Source organism: Luteolibacter sp. AS25, from assembly GCF_046736275.1.
GTDB lineage: Bacteria > Verrucomicrobiota > Verrucomicrobiia > Verrucomicrobiales > Akkermansiaceae > Luteolibacter.
This window is the reverse complement of the sequence record NZ_CP151837.1, coordinates 926988-942766: the sequence shown is the minus strand read 5'-3', so window position 1 is coordinate 942766 and position 15779 is coordinate 926988. Positions and strand designations below refer to the sequence as shown.

Below are 15779 nucleotides of genomic sequence, written 5' to 3'. Positions count from 1 at the left end.
CGAGTCATCGGCCCTTTTTCTTGTTCAAATTTATTTACCGAGAATCCCATCAAGAAATCCGCTGGCCTCTCTTAGCACCTTGTCGGTCTTTTCGAGCACTTTCACTCCCTCTTCCACCACCTTGTGTGAATTCTTGTCGATCACATCCTGGGTAAACTTCAGAACAAGCTCACCGCTTTCCGGTAATTTTTCCAGCATCCGCATTCCCGCAGCGTCAATAAGCCGGACGGTAAGATCCTCTTCCACATCATCCAAGGTCCCGCTTATACGAACAGGAGTCCAGAGAAGCCCGTGGGAACCAGGCTTGAATACTGCCGTTTCTGCCCCCGGGATATTGGAAAGCACCCCTGGAACCAGCCCTAGCTGAAACTGACCATCGATATCTTCCCCTTTAATGGAAAACCTGCCTTCCAGCCGAAAAAGCCCCTCACTAGCCAGCACCAAATCATACAGCAGCGTTTCGTCATCCGTGTAATTCCACTTCGTATGCGCTTCACTAAGCTGCATCTCGCGGAATCGCCTCGTATCGGCATATGCGGCCAAGGCATCAAGCAGGGGTAGCGCCGTCAGCCTCCCGTTATCGATTTTCAGCTCGCCTGAAATCACCTGCTTACCACTGCGGTTATCAAATACATAACTGGTCGAAGCATCACCTGTAAGTCGCCTTGCCCAGTTCTCATCAAGGAACTCATCACAGCTTACACCGTCCACAGCACCTTCCACCGCCGCTGTTCCGGACTCGAAATCGAATTCTCCCGAGGAAGAAATCCTTCCATTCTCCCATCCGCTCAGCTTCGCCTCAGTTAAAAAAAGACGCTTTCTACGATAAGTTCCTTCAATACGATCAATTTCAAGCTGAGGAACCAGATCATTCGGAAATTTGACAATCCCACCCTCTATTTCGGCTCTATAGGAATCTCCACCACCGGCAGGCTCAACGAATACCCGCATCCCCTCGGCTGAAGATACTCCATCCTCGGTTTCAGCAAAAATTGACACATCCTCTATCTCCAGTGAATCCAGCTCAACCTCACGTGGCACCCAGCCCGGCTGCGCCTTTTCTACCTTTTCCAGCTTCACCTCATTGATGTCGGATACAGGCCCACTTCCCTTCTTCTTGGTAATATTGAGCACAACTGCACCAATCCTCGTTGGCTTCACTTCCCACACACCACGGGAAAATCCTCCGTAGCCGATCTCCGTCTCGATCCTCTCAACACTGATTGAGCTTATAGGACCTTTGCCGGCTCCCTGAAACCCATCGGTCTTAACTGCCAATCCATCCCATCGTAAATCCTTGAACTCACCCTTCACTTTTGCAGCACCACCAGCCTCTGCCGAAAGAAACCTCCGAAACCCCTCGCTCTGCAGATAGGACCGCAAACCTATATAACCGGCAAAAAAAGCAACGACCACCAGCACCCCACAGCTGATCAAAAACTTCCCCATCCAAGAACCACTTCCCTTCCCACTTTTTCTTCTACTCCGGCGGCTCATTAACTGAAATCCTATCCCTCAATTTCTCAAGAGCAAGACATCGCCCAATCAACTCTGGACAAATACCCGCAGCTCGCCTCACTTTCCCACCCAGTATCATGTCTTCAGAACAAATTTTCTCCGAACGCAAGGACAAGGCCCAGATCGAGGAATCCGGCGATTTCGCCCCAAAGTTCGATTCAACCGGGCTCATTCCCGCAGTTGCCCTCGATTCAGTAACCAAAGAGCCCCTCATGCTCGCCTATATGAACGCGGAATCCTTGAAATTGACCATCGAACTTGGCGAGGCCGTTTACTGGTCACGCTCGCGATCGGAAATCTGGCATAAAGGAAAAACGTCCGGACACATTCAGAAAATCGTGGAAATCCGCACGGATTGCGATCAGGATGCACTCATTCTTGTCGTAGAGCAAATCGGCGCCGGAGCCTGCCACACAGGTAGAAACTCATGCTTTTATCGAAAAGTAGTCCCGGGCACACCTGCCGCTCTCAACTTCACCCAGAGCGACCGCTCCTTCGATCCTGATGCAGTCTACAAGAAATAATCCATTTTCCCGCCTTTTTTCAAATTTCACTCTTGCAAATAGAGCCCCCATCCAATAGCCATCTCGCCCCGCGCTTTTCGGAAACCTACCGAAACGCTCCACGCAACACTTTTCCAGCAACCACCACCATGGACATCATTAAAAAAATCGAACAGGAACAACTCAAGTCAGACGTTGTAGAACCAAACGTCGGCGACACCGTAAAAGTTCACTGCCGTGTTGTTGAAGGTGGCAAAGAGCGTATCCAGATCTTCGCGGGTCTCGTTATCGCCAAGGGCGGCAGCGGCATTAACAGTGCTTTCACAGTTCGTAAAATTTCCTACGGTGAAGGTGTAGAGCGCGTATTCCCTCTTCACACACCACGTATCGCCAAGGTCGAAGTTACCAACAAAGGTAAAGTTCGTCGTGCGAAACTTCATTACCTCCGCGACCGCGTTGGTAAGCGCGCGCTCTTCGTCAAGAGCGCTGACTAATTTCGAATTAGATTTTCTCAGGAAAACCCCGCTGGTCTAGTGCCAGCGGGGTTTTTCTTTGTTTCTTTCTTCAGACAGCTGCATACATTTCCTGCATCTACCCAATGCGCGTTCCCCTTCTAGCTATCATTCCCTTATGCCTGCTCACGATCATCGTGATCTGGTGGAACGGCACCAGGAAAATGGACTTCCTGACTCCTCCCTCGGAGGCCAAACTTGAAGAGATCCGTGCTGAAGCCCTGGCGTCGCTTCCGGTTTCCCAAGTGATACCGGAGGATGCCATCTCGGTAGTCGTCCCTGCTGAAGACCCGACCGATTCAGATGAGGATCCAACAGTTTTAGTAGAGCCCGTTGATCTGGGAGATACCGAATCGGCCCCATCGCTCGATACCTACTCGAACCGCGCGCCTGACGGAGCAGACAAGCTCATCCGCCTGGCAGAAGCCCTGCAGGATATCGGGAAATTCCAACGGGCACTCCTCGCCTACGAGCGTGTTCTGGATTCCTCCCAGGGTAACCCGGAGCAAATCCAGACAGCCCTCAACGCCATTCAACGGATCCGCCCCACCCTCGTCATCTGGAACACAGAAGAACCGAAGGAATTCACCGCCACCATCAACATAGGAACCGGGGAGAACTTCAAAGAGGTTCTTCCTGAAATCCTTGATCAGCTCACGTCCACAATCTCTAATTCATCATCCGGTATCATCAGCTTTGACTATAAACTGAATATCGGAAAATCCATCCAGGCCATTGATGCTCCCACGCCTGTCGCAGTGTGGATCACAGGACCGGATGGCACGAATACCTCCACCGACGTGCTCTCGTTCACCACGGATAATCCGGATTCCTTAGAACACGATCTACTGAAAACCTGCTTCAATCTCGTCCGCGGCGAGCTCACAAAAGCAACTTCGTATAACCCCGCACCGGAAGCGCTGGATGATCCCCTCGTCGCGCTCCAGTCACACATCACCCGTCTTCTCTGGAAGGAATTCGGTGAAGCCTTGAACAAAGTGAACACAGATCAGTAGTTCACTCTTCCCGAAACAACAGAACTCGGAGCACCGTGGATTCCATCACCCAAGCAGCACTCGGCGCAGCCATCGGAGAAGCTGTCCTAGGCAGGAAACTAGGCAATCGCGCCATCGGCTGGGGTCTACTGTTCGGCACCCTTCCCGACCTTGATGTCATCTTCAATCCCTTTCTCGATTCCGCTCGCGAGCTAGCATTCCACCGCGGCCCCAGCCACTCACTTCTATTGATGGTGATTGCCAGTTTCGCCTTGGCCAAGCCGCTCGCAAAACTATGGAAGAAAAACAAGGTCCACCCAGCCCTTGCCGGCGCTTTCGTATTCCTTGCCTGGTCCACACACGTTCTTATCGATTGCTTCACCGTCTACGGAACTTCCGTTCTGTGGCCCTTCTCGGAAACCCGGGTTGCACTCAATAACCTATTTATCATCGATCCGCTCTACACCCTGCCACTAGTTGTCTCTATAGCCTGGCTGGCCTTTTACCGGACAAAAAAGACCCAGAAAAAGCGCACAAAAATTCTCACTTGGGGCCTCGGTCTCAGCACCTTGTATATCGGATTTTCATTCTGTATGAAATCCTGGGTCTCAGCAGCATTCGAGCGCGATCTTGCCCGCAGAGAAATAACCTATGAGCGCCGGATGGAAGCTCCGACGGCATTCAATACCCTTCTATGGCGCTCGGTCGTCGATAAAGGTGATGAATTCTGGGTCGGCTACCGCTCGGTATTCGAGATGCCGGACACTCCGATCCGCTGGACAGTCTACCCCGCCGAAAAGGAAGTGATTGCCCCTTTCGCCTCTGAACGTGAAGTCCAGACTCTTCAATGGTTCTCCCGTGGCTGGTGGATCTCGCGACCTCATGCGGATGGGATCTGGATCGCCGATATGCGCTTCGGAGAGGGCCGCGCCTATGGAGCGAAACCCGGCACCGTGGATTCACGCATGGTATTCTCGTGGTCATTCATTCCAGATGGCCTCGGCGATCGCCTGAAATCATCTCCAATCTCCGTTCGCGAGCCGAAACTAATGCTCCAGAAAATATTCTACCGTATCGTTCTCAAGGAAGATGAGTGGCGCGGAAAGCCCCGCCTTGCAGGCGTCCCAGGTCGCCTTCCCGAGTATTTGCGCTACATAGAGTGAAGACGCATTGTCAGGACCTATAATTTGGTTCAAATACTATCCCATGCGGAAACTGATTCTCTCCCTGATCTTCGTCGCCTGCTGCGGGCCACTCCACGCCTCGGACGATGTCGAGGCCCCCTTCCAACGCCACACCATTGATGTGGAAACCGGCCTACTTTTCCAATTCGGGAGCAACACCACCATCGACTACCGGATCATGCAGAATCAGATCTCCTGGCGTAGTCCTTATGTCCTGAAAAGAGATCTTAGCAATGGCTCTACACTCGTCGTCCGCCACCATGCCTCGCTAATCGGTTCTTGGATCGCCACCGGCCCGGAAGACTACTATCTTGCCATTTCTGGCTCACCATCCATCGAATGGTGGTCCGCAGATAATCTCTGGTCCGCCTACTTCTCAATCGGCGGCGGTTTCGGCGTTGTCAACAGCACTCCCGTCCCCGGAGGGCAAGGCCAGGACTTTACCTACAACTGGTTTATAAAAACAGGGATACGCCATCAACTCAGTGATGATCTGGCAATCTTCGGTGGTCCGTTTTTCCAGCACATGTCCAATCGCGGTGCCACCGATCCAAACCCCGGCATAGATGCCCTAGGCTTCACAATCGGCACCAGTTTCTCCTTCTAGTATCCAGGAAATGAATATTGTCCGGGAAATCCGAGAGCAGAACCATGGCGAGCTTATCGCCATCCGTGAAGCCGACCTCCAAATCTCCTTCTCCGAACTTTTCTCCGCCGTAGATCAAATTCGCCAAGAGCTTGAGAGGACCATCCAGGACACAACAGCCGACCTTCCCAGAATAGGTGTCATATTCCCCAACGGCAGCGCTTACATCGCAGTAGCCCTCGCCGTTCTTGAAACCGGTGCCTGTTTTGTTCCGATCCCCGATGAACTCACGCACAGTGAAAAGCAGAATCTTATATCCGATACTGCTCTCCACTTCATCATCCGCAACAGCGATCACGGTTTCCAGCTTCCATTGGGCCTGGGCTTCGCCGAAATCAATAAACTCCCCGAATCCGAACCCCGTTTCCCGGAAAAAGATTTCAACGGTCTCAACCCTGCCTTCATCCGTTTTAGCTCAGGCACCACCGGCACATCCAAGGGAGTCGTGATCTCCCACGAATCACTTTTCGAGCGAATCCTAGCCGCAAACACCGGCCTGAATCTCAGCCCCGGCGACCGCGTACTCTGGACCCTACCCATGGCCCACCACTTCGCCGTCACCATCATCCTCTACCTCTACCACGGCGTCACCACCATCCTGGAAACCACCCACCGCCCGGAGGAGCTTTACCGCGCCGCACGTGATTCTGAAACCAACCTTCTATACGGAAGTCCTTTCCACTTCGCCCAATTGGCACAATGCACCGAAGCCGCCCCGCTCCCCCACCTGCGCATGGCCATCTCGACCGCCGCCGCCCTCTCCCAAGAAGTGGCTGACGCCTTCAAGAAACGCTTCCAGATTCCAATCACCCAAGCACTTGGGATCATCGAAATCGGCCTACCCATTCTCAATACCCGAAACGCGATCACCAACCCCACCGCCCTTGGTCAGCCCCTCGAACCTTATAAAATCGCCATCACTTCATCCGGAGAACTCACCATCAAAGGCCCCGGAATGTTCGATGCCTACCTCCTTCCCTGGCAGCCCCGGAAAGACGGCTACTTCGCGACCGGAGACCTTTGCGAAGAACTCACGGACGGCACGCTCGTTTTGAAAGGACGCAGCAAAAGCGTCATCAACGTCGGCGGAATGAAAGTCTTCCCGGAGGAAATCGAAGCAATCCTTAACTCCCATCCGTCAATCCGCCTCTCCAGGGTATTTCCTCAGGACCACCCCACCCTCGGCTCCTTCCCCTGCGCGGAGATCATCCTCGAAGACGGAAAAGCAACCCCTTCACCAATTGAGCTCCGCACCCATTGCTCGAAGCACCTCTCCTCGTATAAGATCCCGATGAAAATCCAAATGATCAATTCCATTGCGCTCACTCCCAGCGGGAAGATAAAACGCACCTGATACATGACCAAAGAGACGGACACGGTAGCAATCATCGGAGCTGGCCCGGCGGGTTGCACCCTTGCCTGCCTGCTCGCAATGCGCGGCATCAACACCGTAGTGTTCGATGATGATAAACGCCCCGCACTACTCGTTGGCGAATCTCTCATCCCTGCAGTCATCCCCATCTTGCGGAAACTGGAAATCGAAGACCGCGTCCGCGAGTTTTCCGTGTATAAACCCGGCGCATCCTTCTTCCACGGCGGCGGCTCCCGTCTCCATTTCAAATTCCGCGATCGCGGCGCTAAAGCTCCAGCATACGCCTACAATGTCCCTCGTCCGGAGTTCGATAACCTGCTCCGCACCCGTGCCACCGAACTCGGTGTCACCTTCGTAGGCCAGCGTGCCAAGCTCCTCAAATCAGACCACCCGGATCGCGATCTCGAACTATCCGCGAAATCACTCGCCCTCGCAAACCTCCGTGTTCACCCCAAATGGCTGATCGATGGCACCGGACGCGCACGCCTGTTCGCCCGCACGCTCGATCTCCCCGCCCAATGCGGAACCCGCAAAGACGCCGCCTACTTCGCCCATTTTGAAAACTTCGACCACGATGAAGTAGATCCCGGCCAAATCATCATATCAGTCCTCGAAAATGGTTGGTCGTGGCGGATCCCGCTTCAGGGGAAACTATCCGTTGGAATTGTCATAGATAAGGAATCGGCAAAGAAACTCGGCAACACTCCAGAACAACGGCTCGAAAACGCCATTTCCATCGAGCCACTCCTTCAGGAAAAAGGAAAAAACGCTCGCCGCATCACAGAAGTGATGACCTACACCAACTACCAGCTCATTGGACACCAGGGTCACGGCAAAGGCTGGATCATGCTCGGAGACGCCTTCGGTTTCGTGGACCCCATGCTTTCACCCGGGCTCTTCATGGCTCTCGAATCCGCCAGCCTGCTTGATTCGCTTGTTTTCTCAAAGTCGAAACCGACTGCCGCAAATTTGGATTCATACTGCGCAGAATTGAAAAACTGGCACAGCTCCTGGCAGGAGCTCATCGACTACTTCTACGATGGCCGCATACTCCGCCTCTACGAAGCAGGCAGCCAGCTCGCGGCAAACAAGGGCCCGCTCAACCCCGCAAAACTCATCGAAAAACACATGAGCCGGGTCATTGCCAACATGGCCACTGGAGTAGGCACCCGCTCCCGCTACAATCGTAACCTCTTGAAACACAGCTCCAAACACTGTGTCTGGGGCGTAAAAGAAGCCGAATATTACGCGGTGAAATAATCTAACTCACTCCCAGGTGTAACCCTCTGCCTTCACATCGAAGTTACTCGCCGGGATCCCGCCGTTAATTTTCGGGGGATAAAACTCCGTTACCACCTTCGTCCCGTCCTTTTGAACGAATTCGATTCGCTCGATAAACGAAGTCTTCGTATTCACCTGCATCACCAGCGATTTAATTCCACGTCGCAAACTGCCCTTCGGACTCAGTGACACAATGAAATGCTCATCCACCGTATTCGTCCCGTTAACCGAAAAATTCTCCTCGATTTCAGAGAACGAAGCTCCATCTCCAAAACCCAACATCAGAAAAAGCGGCTTCGCTTTCCGGTCATCGGAATCCACCTTTTTCGCCGTCTTCTTCTTCTCGTCCAGAAACACCAAGGTGCTCCCATCATAAACCGCGATCTGTTCCGGCGGACTTCCCAGCTCCCAACGGAACGCCTCACCCGGTTTCAGCCACAGATGCCCCTTCAGCTTAGTCTCCTCCGCTAATGCCGGACTCTTCTTCGTCTGCCGCACATCCACACTCACAGTCTTGTAGCTCTGTTGCTTCTCCAGAGCATTCCTCAGCGGACTTAAATCCTGAGCAAACAGGTTCGTGCAACCTAGCAACAGGGCGACCAAACAGGAGGGAAGTTTCATGGGAAAAATCTAGCTGGTCCGCTGACTAACTCAACCCATCAAAGTATTGCGGTTTCAGTTCCCCAATTTAATCTCCGGCAGTGAGAAACAAAATCCCCTTCATAGCCGCATTCTGCACCGTTCTCATCTTCTCCATCGCAGGACTGTTCAAATTGAAGTTTGAAACCGATATACTGGATGTTCTTCCGCAGAAATTATCCAGTGTCCGGACACTTAAAATCTCCCAGAAATACTTCGATAACGATCAAAGAATCGCCCTCCTCCTTAGTTCCGAAGAGGAGGAAATCTACGAGGAAGACGTGGAAGAATTCGCCATTCATCTTCGTGAAAAACTCTCTCCCGCCAAAGTTCTCTATCGTTCGGAGTTCGAGGAAGACCCCGAACAGTTCGCAAAATCAATCGCCGGCCTCTGGCTGCTTTCTCCTCCTGAAATATCCTCGGCAATTGAAAACCGTCTCCTTGATCAAAGCTCTCTGGAGAAATACCTGGAAACCGTAAAAAACGACATCCGCACCTCCTTTGATCAACAGGAGGCCACCATCGCTTCCTATGATCCCCTCGGGTTCCTCAAACACCCGTTCATCACCCAGCTGAAGGATAGCGAGCTCTCGTTCCAGTCAGCCGACGGAAAACATTGGATTCTCCTCATCCATAATCCCACGCCGACCACCGACTATCACGTCCACCAAGCCTGGGTGGAGAAAATCCGCTCTGCCGCCAATAGCTGGGCTGGGCTCGAAGACTTCGGTTTCACCTTCGGGCTCACCGGCGGCCCCGTCTATAATTCGGAAATTGGCACCGCTATGGAAGAGGACATGTCCGGCACCATCATGTTCACCTCGATCCTGGTTGGCGTCCTTTTTCTCCTCGTCCAGCGCCACCCCGGCCAGCTGATGCTCATTCTGCTCCTACTTGGCCTATCGTTTGTCATCACCCTCGGTGTCGGAGGATGGATCTTCGGCACCCTCAATCTGGTCAGCGTCGGATTCGCGGCCATCCTTCTGGGCCTTATTATCGATTATGGAGTGGTCATATTCAGGGAATCCATCGGCAATACCGAATCACCAGCCCGCTTCCGCAAAGAGCTCGCCCCCGGCATCCTCTGGGCAGCTGCCACCACCGCCATTGTCTTCGGGCTACTCACCCTCAGCACATTCCAAGGAGTCCGGCAGCTCGGCGGCCTCATTATCATCGGCCTTATCACCGGAGCCGCCGTGATGCTTATTTTCATCCCACTGTTTCTCAATCGGTTCCCCTCGAAAAACGCATCCATCCTTCTGAAATCCCCATTCCCGGGAAAGCTTGTCGCACGATCCCTCATTGCTTGCGGCATCCTGATTGCCATTGCCGTCTTCGCGGTGAAAGGCGAGCCAGACGTAAGCTTCGATTTCTCAATGGTTGAGCCTTCGTCCAGTGAAGCCGCCGCTACCTTCTCCGTCATCCAGGAAAAATTCCCCGCCTGGTCTGATAAGAATGTCCAACTAATGGCGTCCGGAAAATCCTGGGTGGAAATAGAAAGCGCGGCAGAAGAAGCCGAGAAACATCTCAAGAATCTCAAAGCCAATGGAATCGTCCAGAGCTACCAATGGCCCACCGAGCTTATCCCTCTCATGGGAACAAGGAATCTCTCCAGTGAAAACTTCACCGCAATCCACCAATCCCGTGACCGCATTCTGGAATCAGCAAAACAAAACGGCTTCACCGATGAGGGGCTTGCGCTGGATCGCATGATTCTCGATCACCTCAATACCCCGCCTGCCGAAGTCGACCTCACGGATTTCGTCCACCAATTCATCGCCGAGTCCCCGGACCAGGAAAAATACCTCTCAGGATCAGTGATGCTCACAAAAGAAGTCACCGAAGAAAATTTTCCGGAAATTTCAGTCCTTTCTTCTGAAAACTTTGACGTCACCAGCTGGAGCATCATCCAGGCGGCTCTGCTACCTTCGGTAAAAAGGGACTTCTACGTTATTTTTCTCCCGGCTACTGGCATACTGCTCCTTACATTGGTCGTCGTATTCCGCTCCATTAGAGATGCTGCTATCACCATCGGAGTGCTGGTCACCTCACTTCTTCTCGTAAATGCCTTCGTGGTTGTCACCGGTAGTGCATGGAACTTCCTCAGCGGCATGGCCATCCCACTCATCGTAGGCACCGGTATCGATTACAGCATTCACCTGATCTTTGCCCTCAGGCGATCAGGCGGCGATCTCAATTCGGTATGGAACGGTGTCGGAAAAGCCATCTGCTTCTGTGGTCTTTCCACCGCTATTGGCTTCGGTTCCCTGCTATTCGCCTCCAATGAGATACTCCGCAGCATGGGCCTACTCTGCTGCCTCGGTGTCCTAACGACGATGCTTCTAAGCGTGTTCGTAGTGCCCGGCCTGTGGAAGAGGAGTGCTCATTGAGGGCTCCTTTATATCCGCACTGGTCGGTGTAAACGCATACTTGGCCTCCAGCTTTGCCCAGATTTTCAAACCCTTGAAAATCAGTTTAAAGCTGGATGGATCAGGTGAAAAACTCCCTGTTATCAGGAAACTCTCATCCAGGTTTTTCTCCCCGTATTTACCCGCGGTAATCTTCTTCTTCGCTATCTCGACGAACCGGCGGTTGTAGAAAGCCATGAATTTGGCAAATCCGCCGCCGATCGCACCGGCATACGGCATTTGGGAAAATTCGGCATCCTCATCGGTATAAACCCCACGCACCGGGCCCACAAAATACGTCCCCACATCCAGCAGGAAAGCGGCATGCATCAGCTCCGCATCGCCCAGATAATAATATTTATCCTTATACAGCGCGTTGAACCAATCAAAGTAACTCCGGACGAACTCCTTGTTCCTCCACGTGATTCCGTCCTTCACGCACTCACCACTGTAGTAGGAGCGCAGTAAAGTGTAGGACGAGTAAATCGTGTGCGCGCAGTAATCGAGCCCTTGGCTATAGAGCGGATCCATAAACCCGCATGCATCGCCAACCGTGGTCCATCCTGCACCTGCCACCTCCTCGGAATAATAAGCCAGCCCCTTGTAATATGAGTTGTCGTTTTCCACCGCCACCGCGTCTTCGAACATCACCTTCCCTACCGGATGCTTCAGCATATGCTCCTTCAGCCGTTCCGCCATCGTCCCATCCGAAGGAGGAGTGAAAAGCCGGGAATCCCACGTCAACCCGGCGCTTACCTCTCCGCTACCCAGCGGAATAATCCAGCACCACCAGCCAAAGCCCATCAGGTGATTTGTCGCCGATCCACGCTGCGCCACCACCCTCGCGCTCACACCCTCCATCATCTCCACTCCTTTTTCAGAATCCAGGTAGTTCACGTTCTTGAAACGCGTCCACATCGCTGCCGTCGGATGCTCTTCAGCGATCGATTGCCACGTCTTCCGTTGCTTGGCGATTTTCGCCGCCTTTCCGGAAGCGTCCACCACCCAACCTGCGGAAACGGTCCTACTCTCCCCGTCTCCGGTCTTGTAGCTAACTGTATTTTTTCCGATTCCACCTAGCTTCAGAGACTTGATTGTAGCCGGCCGCACCAGCTCGCATCCTAGGGAAATCGCATCCTCCAGAAGCTTCGCATCCAGCTCCATTCGATTCAGTTGAAACGTGGGAAGCCTTCCCTGATACGCCGGGCCCAGTTCCGTCGAGCGCCCCGGTGCATTCATCCCATCCTTGTGGAACCACATTCTCAAACCGTGCTTGGCCACGTGTTTAATATTCAGATGCATTCCCATCCGCAGCACCCGGGTCAGGAAACAACCAGCCACCTCGGATGTACTCTCCCCCACTTTCCTGCTGAAACTCTCTGATTTCTCGATAATCAAAACCCGCAAATCCCCGAATTGCCGCTTTAACAACAGCGCTGAAGATGCCCCTGAAAACGCACCGCCAATGACCACCACGTCATAATCCGCGGAGCGGTCAACTCCTTCCGCAATCTGGCGGACCTCACGGTGATTCATCATCTTCATATCTTTATCGAGTTTGATTTCAAATTCGCCTTCACTAGGCTGCCCCCAAGCAAGCTGCCTGATGACTGAAGATAGAAGCCCTGAAACCACGAGAAATCAAGAAGCAGATGTGTCACGCTTTGGCGTTTTCGGCGATATCCCCACCCGCGCAATGTTCTATGTTTTGCGTAAATTCCCGAACATGCCCCGGTTCATCGAGGGCGGCCTCCTCCATTTCTTCTCCTTCGTAGTCCTCACCTTTGCTCATCAGCAAAGAAAAGCCATCTCACACAATCTCTCCGTTATCTGGACAGATTCCAGCTTCGCCGAGCGACTCGTCGGCGCCTACCGGGTCTTCGTAAACTTCGGCTGGACCTACATCGATGGCATGCGGGCGCGCCTTGGACAGAGAGTCATCACCTGGGAAATCGATGGCCTCGAGAACTTCGAAAAGCTCCGCTCCACCGCCGGCTCTGCTCTTATTTTCACCACCCACACAGGGAACTACGATCTCGCGGGAGCACTCTTTTCCCCAAAATTCGGCCGTGATCTCCACACCGTCCGCGCTCCGGAAAAATCTGAAGCTCTTCAGGAAATCAGAAGCAAGGAACTCAAGGAAGACACCGATCGCTACCAGCACTTCAAAGTCCATTACAACACCTCGGAAAGCCTCCTGGGCATCGAGCTAGCCAGACTTCTCATGGAAGGTGAGCTCGTCGCCATCCAGAGCGACCGCGTAATCGCCGATGTCTCCGCCATCGAAATTCAACTTCCCGATCAGTCCGGAAAAATCCGTCTCCCCCGCGGTCCTATGACCCTCGCCGCCATATCGAAGTGCCCCTGCCACCCTCTACACGTCGTTCGTGATAGCTACCGCCATTACCGCATCATTTTCCCGGACGCACTTGATCTCAGTGACTTCAAGCGCCCCCGCGAAGCTGATTTCGGAAGAGCCTGGGCAGCCAGCCTCATGCCATTTTTATATGAGCACGCACTGGAATGGTTCGTATTCGAGGAGGCTTTCACCAAATGATCTTCTCCCTCACATGGCGGTTTCTGCTACTCTTCGGCGGCCTCACCGCGGGCGTCGTTCTCTTCTTCAGTGGTCACCCGTTTCTCGGCATTCTTGTCCACGCCGTCATCGTCACGTATTCACTGGCGGGCACCCTCAATCCCTCCTCCAGACTATTCGGAAAAATCCAAACCGACTGTCAGGATCACATCTGGCTCACTTTGGACGATGGCCCGGATCCTGAGGACACCCCGGCTATTCTCGACCTCCTCGACCAATTCCAGGCAAAAGCCACCTTTTTCGTCATCGGGAAAAAAGCCGAAATCTATCCAGAATTGATCCGTGAAATCCACTCCCGCGGCCACCAGATTGGCAACCACAGTCAACACCACCCGCACAGCACATTCTGGTCACTCGGCCCCATCCGCGCCTACCGAGAAATCACCGAATGCCAGCAGACCATTAAAAAAATCACCGGCACCGCTCCCACACTTTTCCGCGCACCGGTAGGTCATTTCAATATGTTCATCCACCCCGTTCTGAAACGGGAAAATCTTCGCCTCATCGGCTGGAACTCACGTGGATTCGATGGCGTTTCCGCCTCTCTTCCACTTGTTTCCGCTAGAATCAGACAATCAATGGGTCCAGGCAGCATCGTCCTCGCCCACGAGGGCACTCCTATTGCCAAAGAAGTAGTCGCAGATATCCTCGCACACGCAGCCGCCAATAACTGGCAGATCAAGCTCCCCGACGCTTCCCGACAATCAGGAAATTATTGAACGGGGTCCTCCCCCACAACGGCCGGATTTCCACCTCGAATCCCTCTTTTCCCAATACCTCCCGGAAAAGGCTCTCGCCCGGATAGCAGACAGGTGCCGACATCATCCAGAAGCTCAGCTTCGCAAAAAAGTCCGCGGCCAGCGTTGTGTAAAACCTTACGGATCTATCCTTCAGCCCGCTTCGGATCACCAGTTTCCCGTTCGCTGCCACCCGCCTCGCGGCCAGCTTCAGCAAAGTAGCCTGCTCCTTTTCGGAAAAAAATTGGAGAATATCCAGAATCGTCACATTCCCTTCACACTCAGGAAGATCCACACGTGCATCTCCATCCACTATCGAAATATCCGCATACCCGCCCCGCTTCAAAACCTTCCGGCCATCCCTGATCTTCGAAGCATCATAGTCGATCCCACGCACCTCGTTCATCCACCCCCGCTCGCGAAGATACATCGCCAGCACACCCATTCCGCAGCCGATATCCAGCAGCGGCAGATCGCTATTCTTCAGCTCCCCATACACCCCATCGTATAGCGGATCAGTCTTCACCTTGCCCCGGATGTAGTATTTTACATACGTGCTCTCGCAATGGGATGAGATCCGCCTCGCGACCAAAGCGGCCTCAGACATCAGCAGCCGCCTTTCCATCCAGTCGATTTTTCTTTCTGAAAACCAGAACCGGAAGCCTGATCAGAAACCCGAAGAATAACCGCATATGCATAAAGGTAAGCAGCGTGTTGTCCCTGAAATACCGGAACTGGCTCACTCCACCTTCATCCGCCCGCAAATACTTCACCGGTGTCTTCAGATTTACCACCGGCACCCCAGCCCAGCACAGCCTCACCGCCACTTCCGGGTCAAAATCGAACCGCCGTGCAAAACCTGTCTGCGAAAACACCTTTTTCAGCGGCTCGATCGGATAAAGCCGCATCCCGAAAAGCGAATCATGAATCCCCCACCACAGCGTCTCCAGATTTGCCCACCAGTTCGAAACTTTTCTTCCATTCACCCGCAGCGCAGGTGCGAACTCATCAAAAACGGGCTCTCCAAGCACCAGCGCTTCAGGAAATTTTCTCCCGGCTTCCATGAAATTCCTGACATGCGAAGCCGGATGCTGACCGTCCGCGTCCATCGCCAGCGCATGGGTAAACCCCTCATCCGCCGCCAGAGAAATCCCCTTTAGAATCGCCGATCCCTTCCCCTGATTCACCTCCAAACGGTGAACCCTCAACCTCGTCCCGGCTCCCTCCGCCAGATCCTCAAGTCCATCCGCTGAGCCATCCGTGCTCCCATCGATCACTACAAAAACGTCATCCCAGACCTCCAGAACTCCCGCCACGGTTTTCCGCAGCAACGGACCGGAATTATATGAGGGGATTAGGACACAGGGTTTCATGCAACGGCACCCGAA

General features: G+C 53.4%; 15 protein-coding genes. 10 read left to right on the top strand and 5 right to left on the bottom strand.

What is annotated here, in order from left to right:
* Window positions 1-30 precede the first annotated feature (30 nt).
* A complete protein-coding gene (locus tag AAGA79_RS04395) occupies window positions 31-1449 on the bottom strand; it encodes a hypothetical protein (protein WP_411827562.1) in 1419 nt (472 codons plus the stop codon).
* 146 nt (window positions 1450-1595) lie between these two features.
* Between AAGA79_RS04395 and hisI the strand changes: the two genes are divergently transcribed.
* The 7 genes from hisI (at window position 1596) to AAGA79_RS04360 (ending at window position 7990) form a co-directional block, all read left to right on the top strand.
* The gene (hisI, locus tag AAGA79_RS04390) at window positions 1596-2042 is read left to right on the top strand and encodes a phosphoribosyl-AMP cyclohydrolase (RefSeq protein ID WP_411827561.1); all 447 of its coding nucleotides are present in this window, start codon (window positions 1596-1598) and stop codon (window positions 2040-2042) included.
* Between the two features lie 128 nt (window positions 2043-2170).
* Complete coding sequence (gene rplS, locus AAGA79_RS04385; RefSeq protein WP_411827560.1) at window positions 2171-2515, top strand: 50S ribosomal protein L19; 345 nt, start codon at window positions 2171-2173, stop codon at window positions 2513-2515.
* 104 nt (window positions 2516-2619) lie between these two features.
* Entirely contained in the window at window positions 2620-3549 is a 930-nt protein-coding gene (locus AAGA79_RS04380; protein WP_411827559.1) for a hypothetical protein, read from the top strand.
* 35 nt (window positions 3550-3584) lie between these two features.
* Entirely contained in the window at window positions 3585-4691 is a 1107-nt protein-coding gene (locus AAGA79_RS04375) for a metal-dependent hydrolase (protein ID WP_411827558.1), read from the top strand.
* A gap of 43 nt (window positions 4692-4734) precedes the next feature.
* Window positions 4735-5319 carry an acyloxyacyl hydrolase gene (locus AAGA79_RS04370; protein WP_411827557.1) on the top strand — a complete coding sequence of 195 codons (585 nt, stop codon included), beginning with the start codon at window positions 4735-4737 and terminating at the stop codon, window positions 5317-5319.
* Between the two features lie 10 nt (window positions 5320-5329).
* Entirely contained in the window at window positions 5330-6712 is a 1383-nt protein-coding gene (locus AAGA79_RS04365) for a class I adenylate-forming enzyme family protein (protein ID WP_411827556.1), read from the top strand.
* Between the two features lie 3 nt (window positions 6713-6715).
* Complete coding sequence (locus tag AAGA79_RS04360; protein ID WP_411827555.1) at window positions 6716-7990, top strand: NAD(P)/FAD-dependent oxidoreductase; 1275 nt, start codon at window positions 6716-6718, stop codon at window positions 7988-7990.
* 6 nt (window positions 7991-7996) lie between these two features.
* Here the strand turns inward: AAGA79_RS04360 and AAGA79_RS04355 are convergent, their stop codons facing one another.
* Complete coding sequence (locus tag AAGA79_RS04355) at window positions 7997-8632, bottom strand: LolA family protein (protein WP_411827554.1); 636 nt, start codon at window positions 8630-8632, stop codon at window positions 7997-7999.
* Between the two features lie 80 nt (window positions 8633-8712).
* On the opposite strand from AAGA79_RS04355, the gene AAGA79_RS04350 reads away from it, so the two are divergent.
* Window positions 8713-11040: an MMPL family transporter gene (locus tag AAGA79_RS04350; RefSeq protein ID WP_411827553.1), complete on the top strand. Its 2328-nt coding sequence runs from the start codon at window positions 8713-8715 to the stop codon at window positions 11038-11040.
* On the opposite strand, the gene AAGA79_RS04345 is transcribed toward AAGA79_RS04350, so the two are convergent.
* Window positions 10993-12603 carry an NAD(P)/FAD-dependent oxidoreductase gene (locus tag AAGA79_RS04345; RefSeq protein ID WP_411827552.1) on the bottom strand — a complete coding sequence of 537 codons (1611 nt, stop codon included), beginning with the start codon at window positions 12601-12603 and terminating at the stop codon, window positions 10993-10995. The genes AAGA79_RS04350 and AAGA79_RS04345 overlap by 48 nt on opposite strands.
* Window positions 12604-12664: 61 nt before the next feature.
* Between AAGA79_RS04345 and AAGA79_RS04340 the strand changes: the two genes are divergently transcribed.
* Together AAGA79_RS04340 and AAGA79_RS04335 are read left to right on the top strand one after the other, a co-directional pair.
* Window positions 12665-13615, top strand: coding sequence for a hypothetical protein (locus AAGA79_RS04340; RefSeq protein ID WP_411827551.1), 951 nt, complete (start codon window positions 12665-12667; stop codon window positions 13613-13615).
* A complete protein-coding gene (locus tag AAGA79_RS04335) occupies window positions 13612-14373 on the top strand; it encodes a polysaccharide deacetylase family protein (protein WP_411827550.1) in 762 nt (253 codons plus the stop codon). Before AAGA79_RS04340 ends, AAGA79_RS04335 begins: the two co-directional genes overlap by 4 nt.
* Here AAGA79_RS04335 and AAGA79_RS04330 read toward each other — a convergent pair.
* Window positions 14333-15016, bottom strand: a complete 684-nt coding sequence (locus tag AAGA79_RS04330; RefSeq protein WP_411827549.1) for a class I SAM-dependent methyltransferase — start codon at window positions 15014-15016, stop codon at window positions 14333-14335. The two genes, AAGA79_RS04335 and AAGA79_RS04330, sit on opposite strands and share 41 nt — an antisense overlap.
* Complete coding sequence (locus AAGA79_RS04325; protein ID WP_411827548.1) at window positions 14991-15764, bottom strand: glycosyltransferase family 2 protein; 774 nt, start codon at window positions 15762-15764, stop codon at window positions 14991-14993. Before AAGA79_RS04325 ends, AAGA79_RS04330 begins: the two co-directional genes overlap by 26 nt.
* Between the last annotated feature and the right edge of the window lie 15 nt (window positions 15765-15779).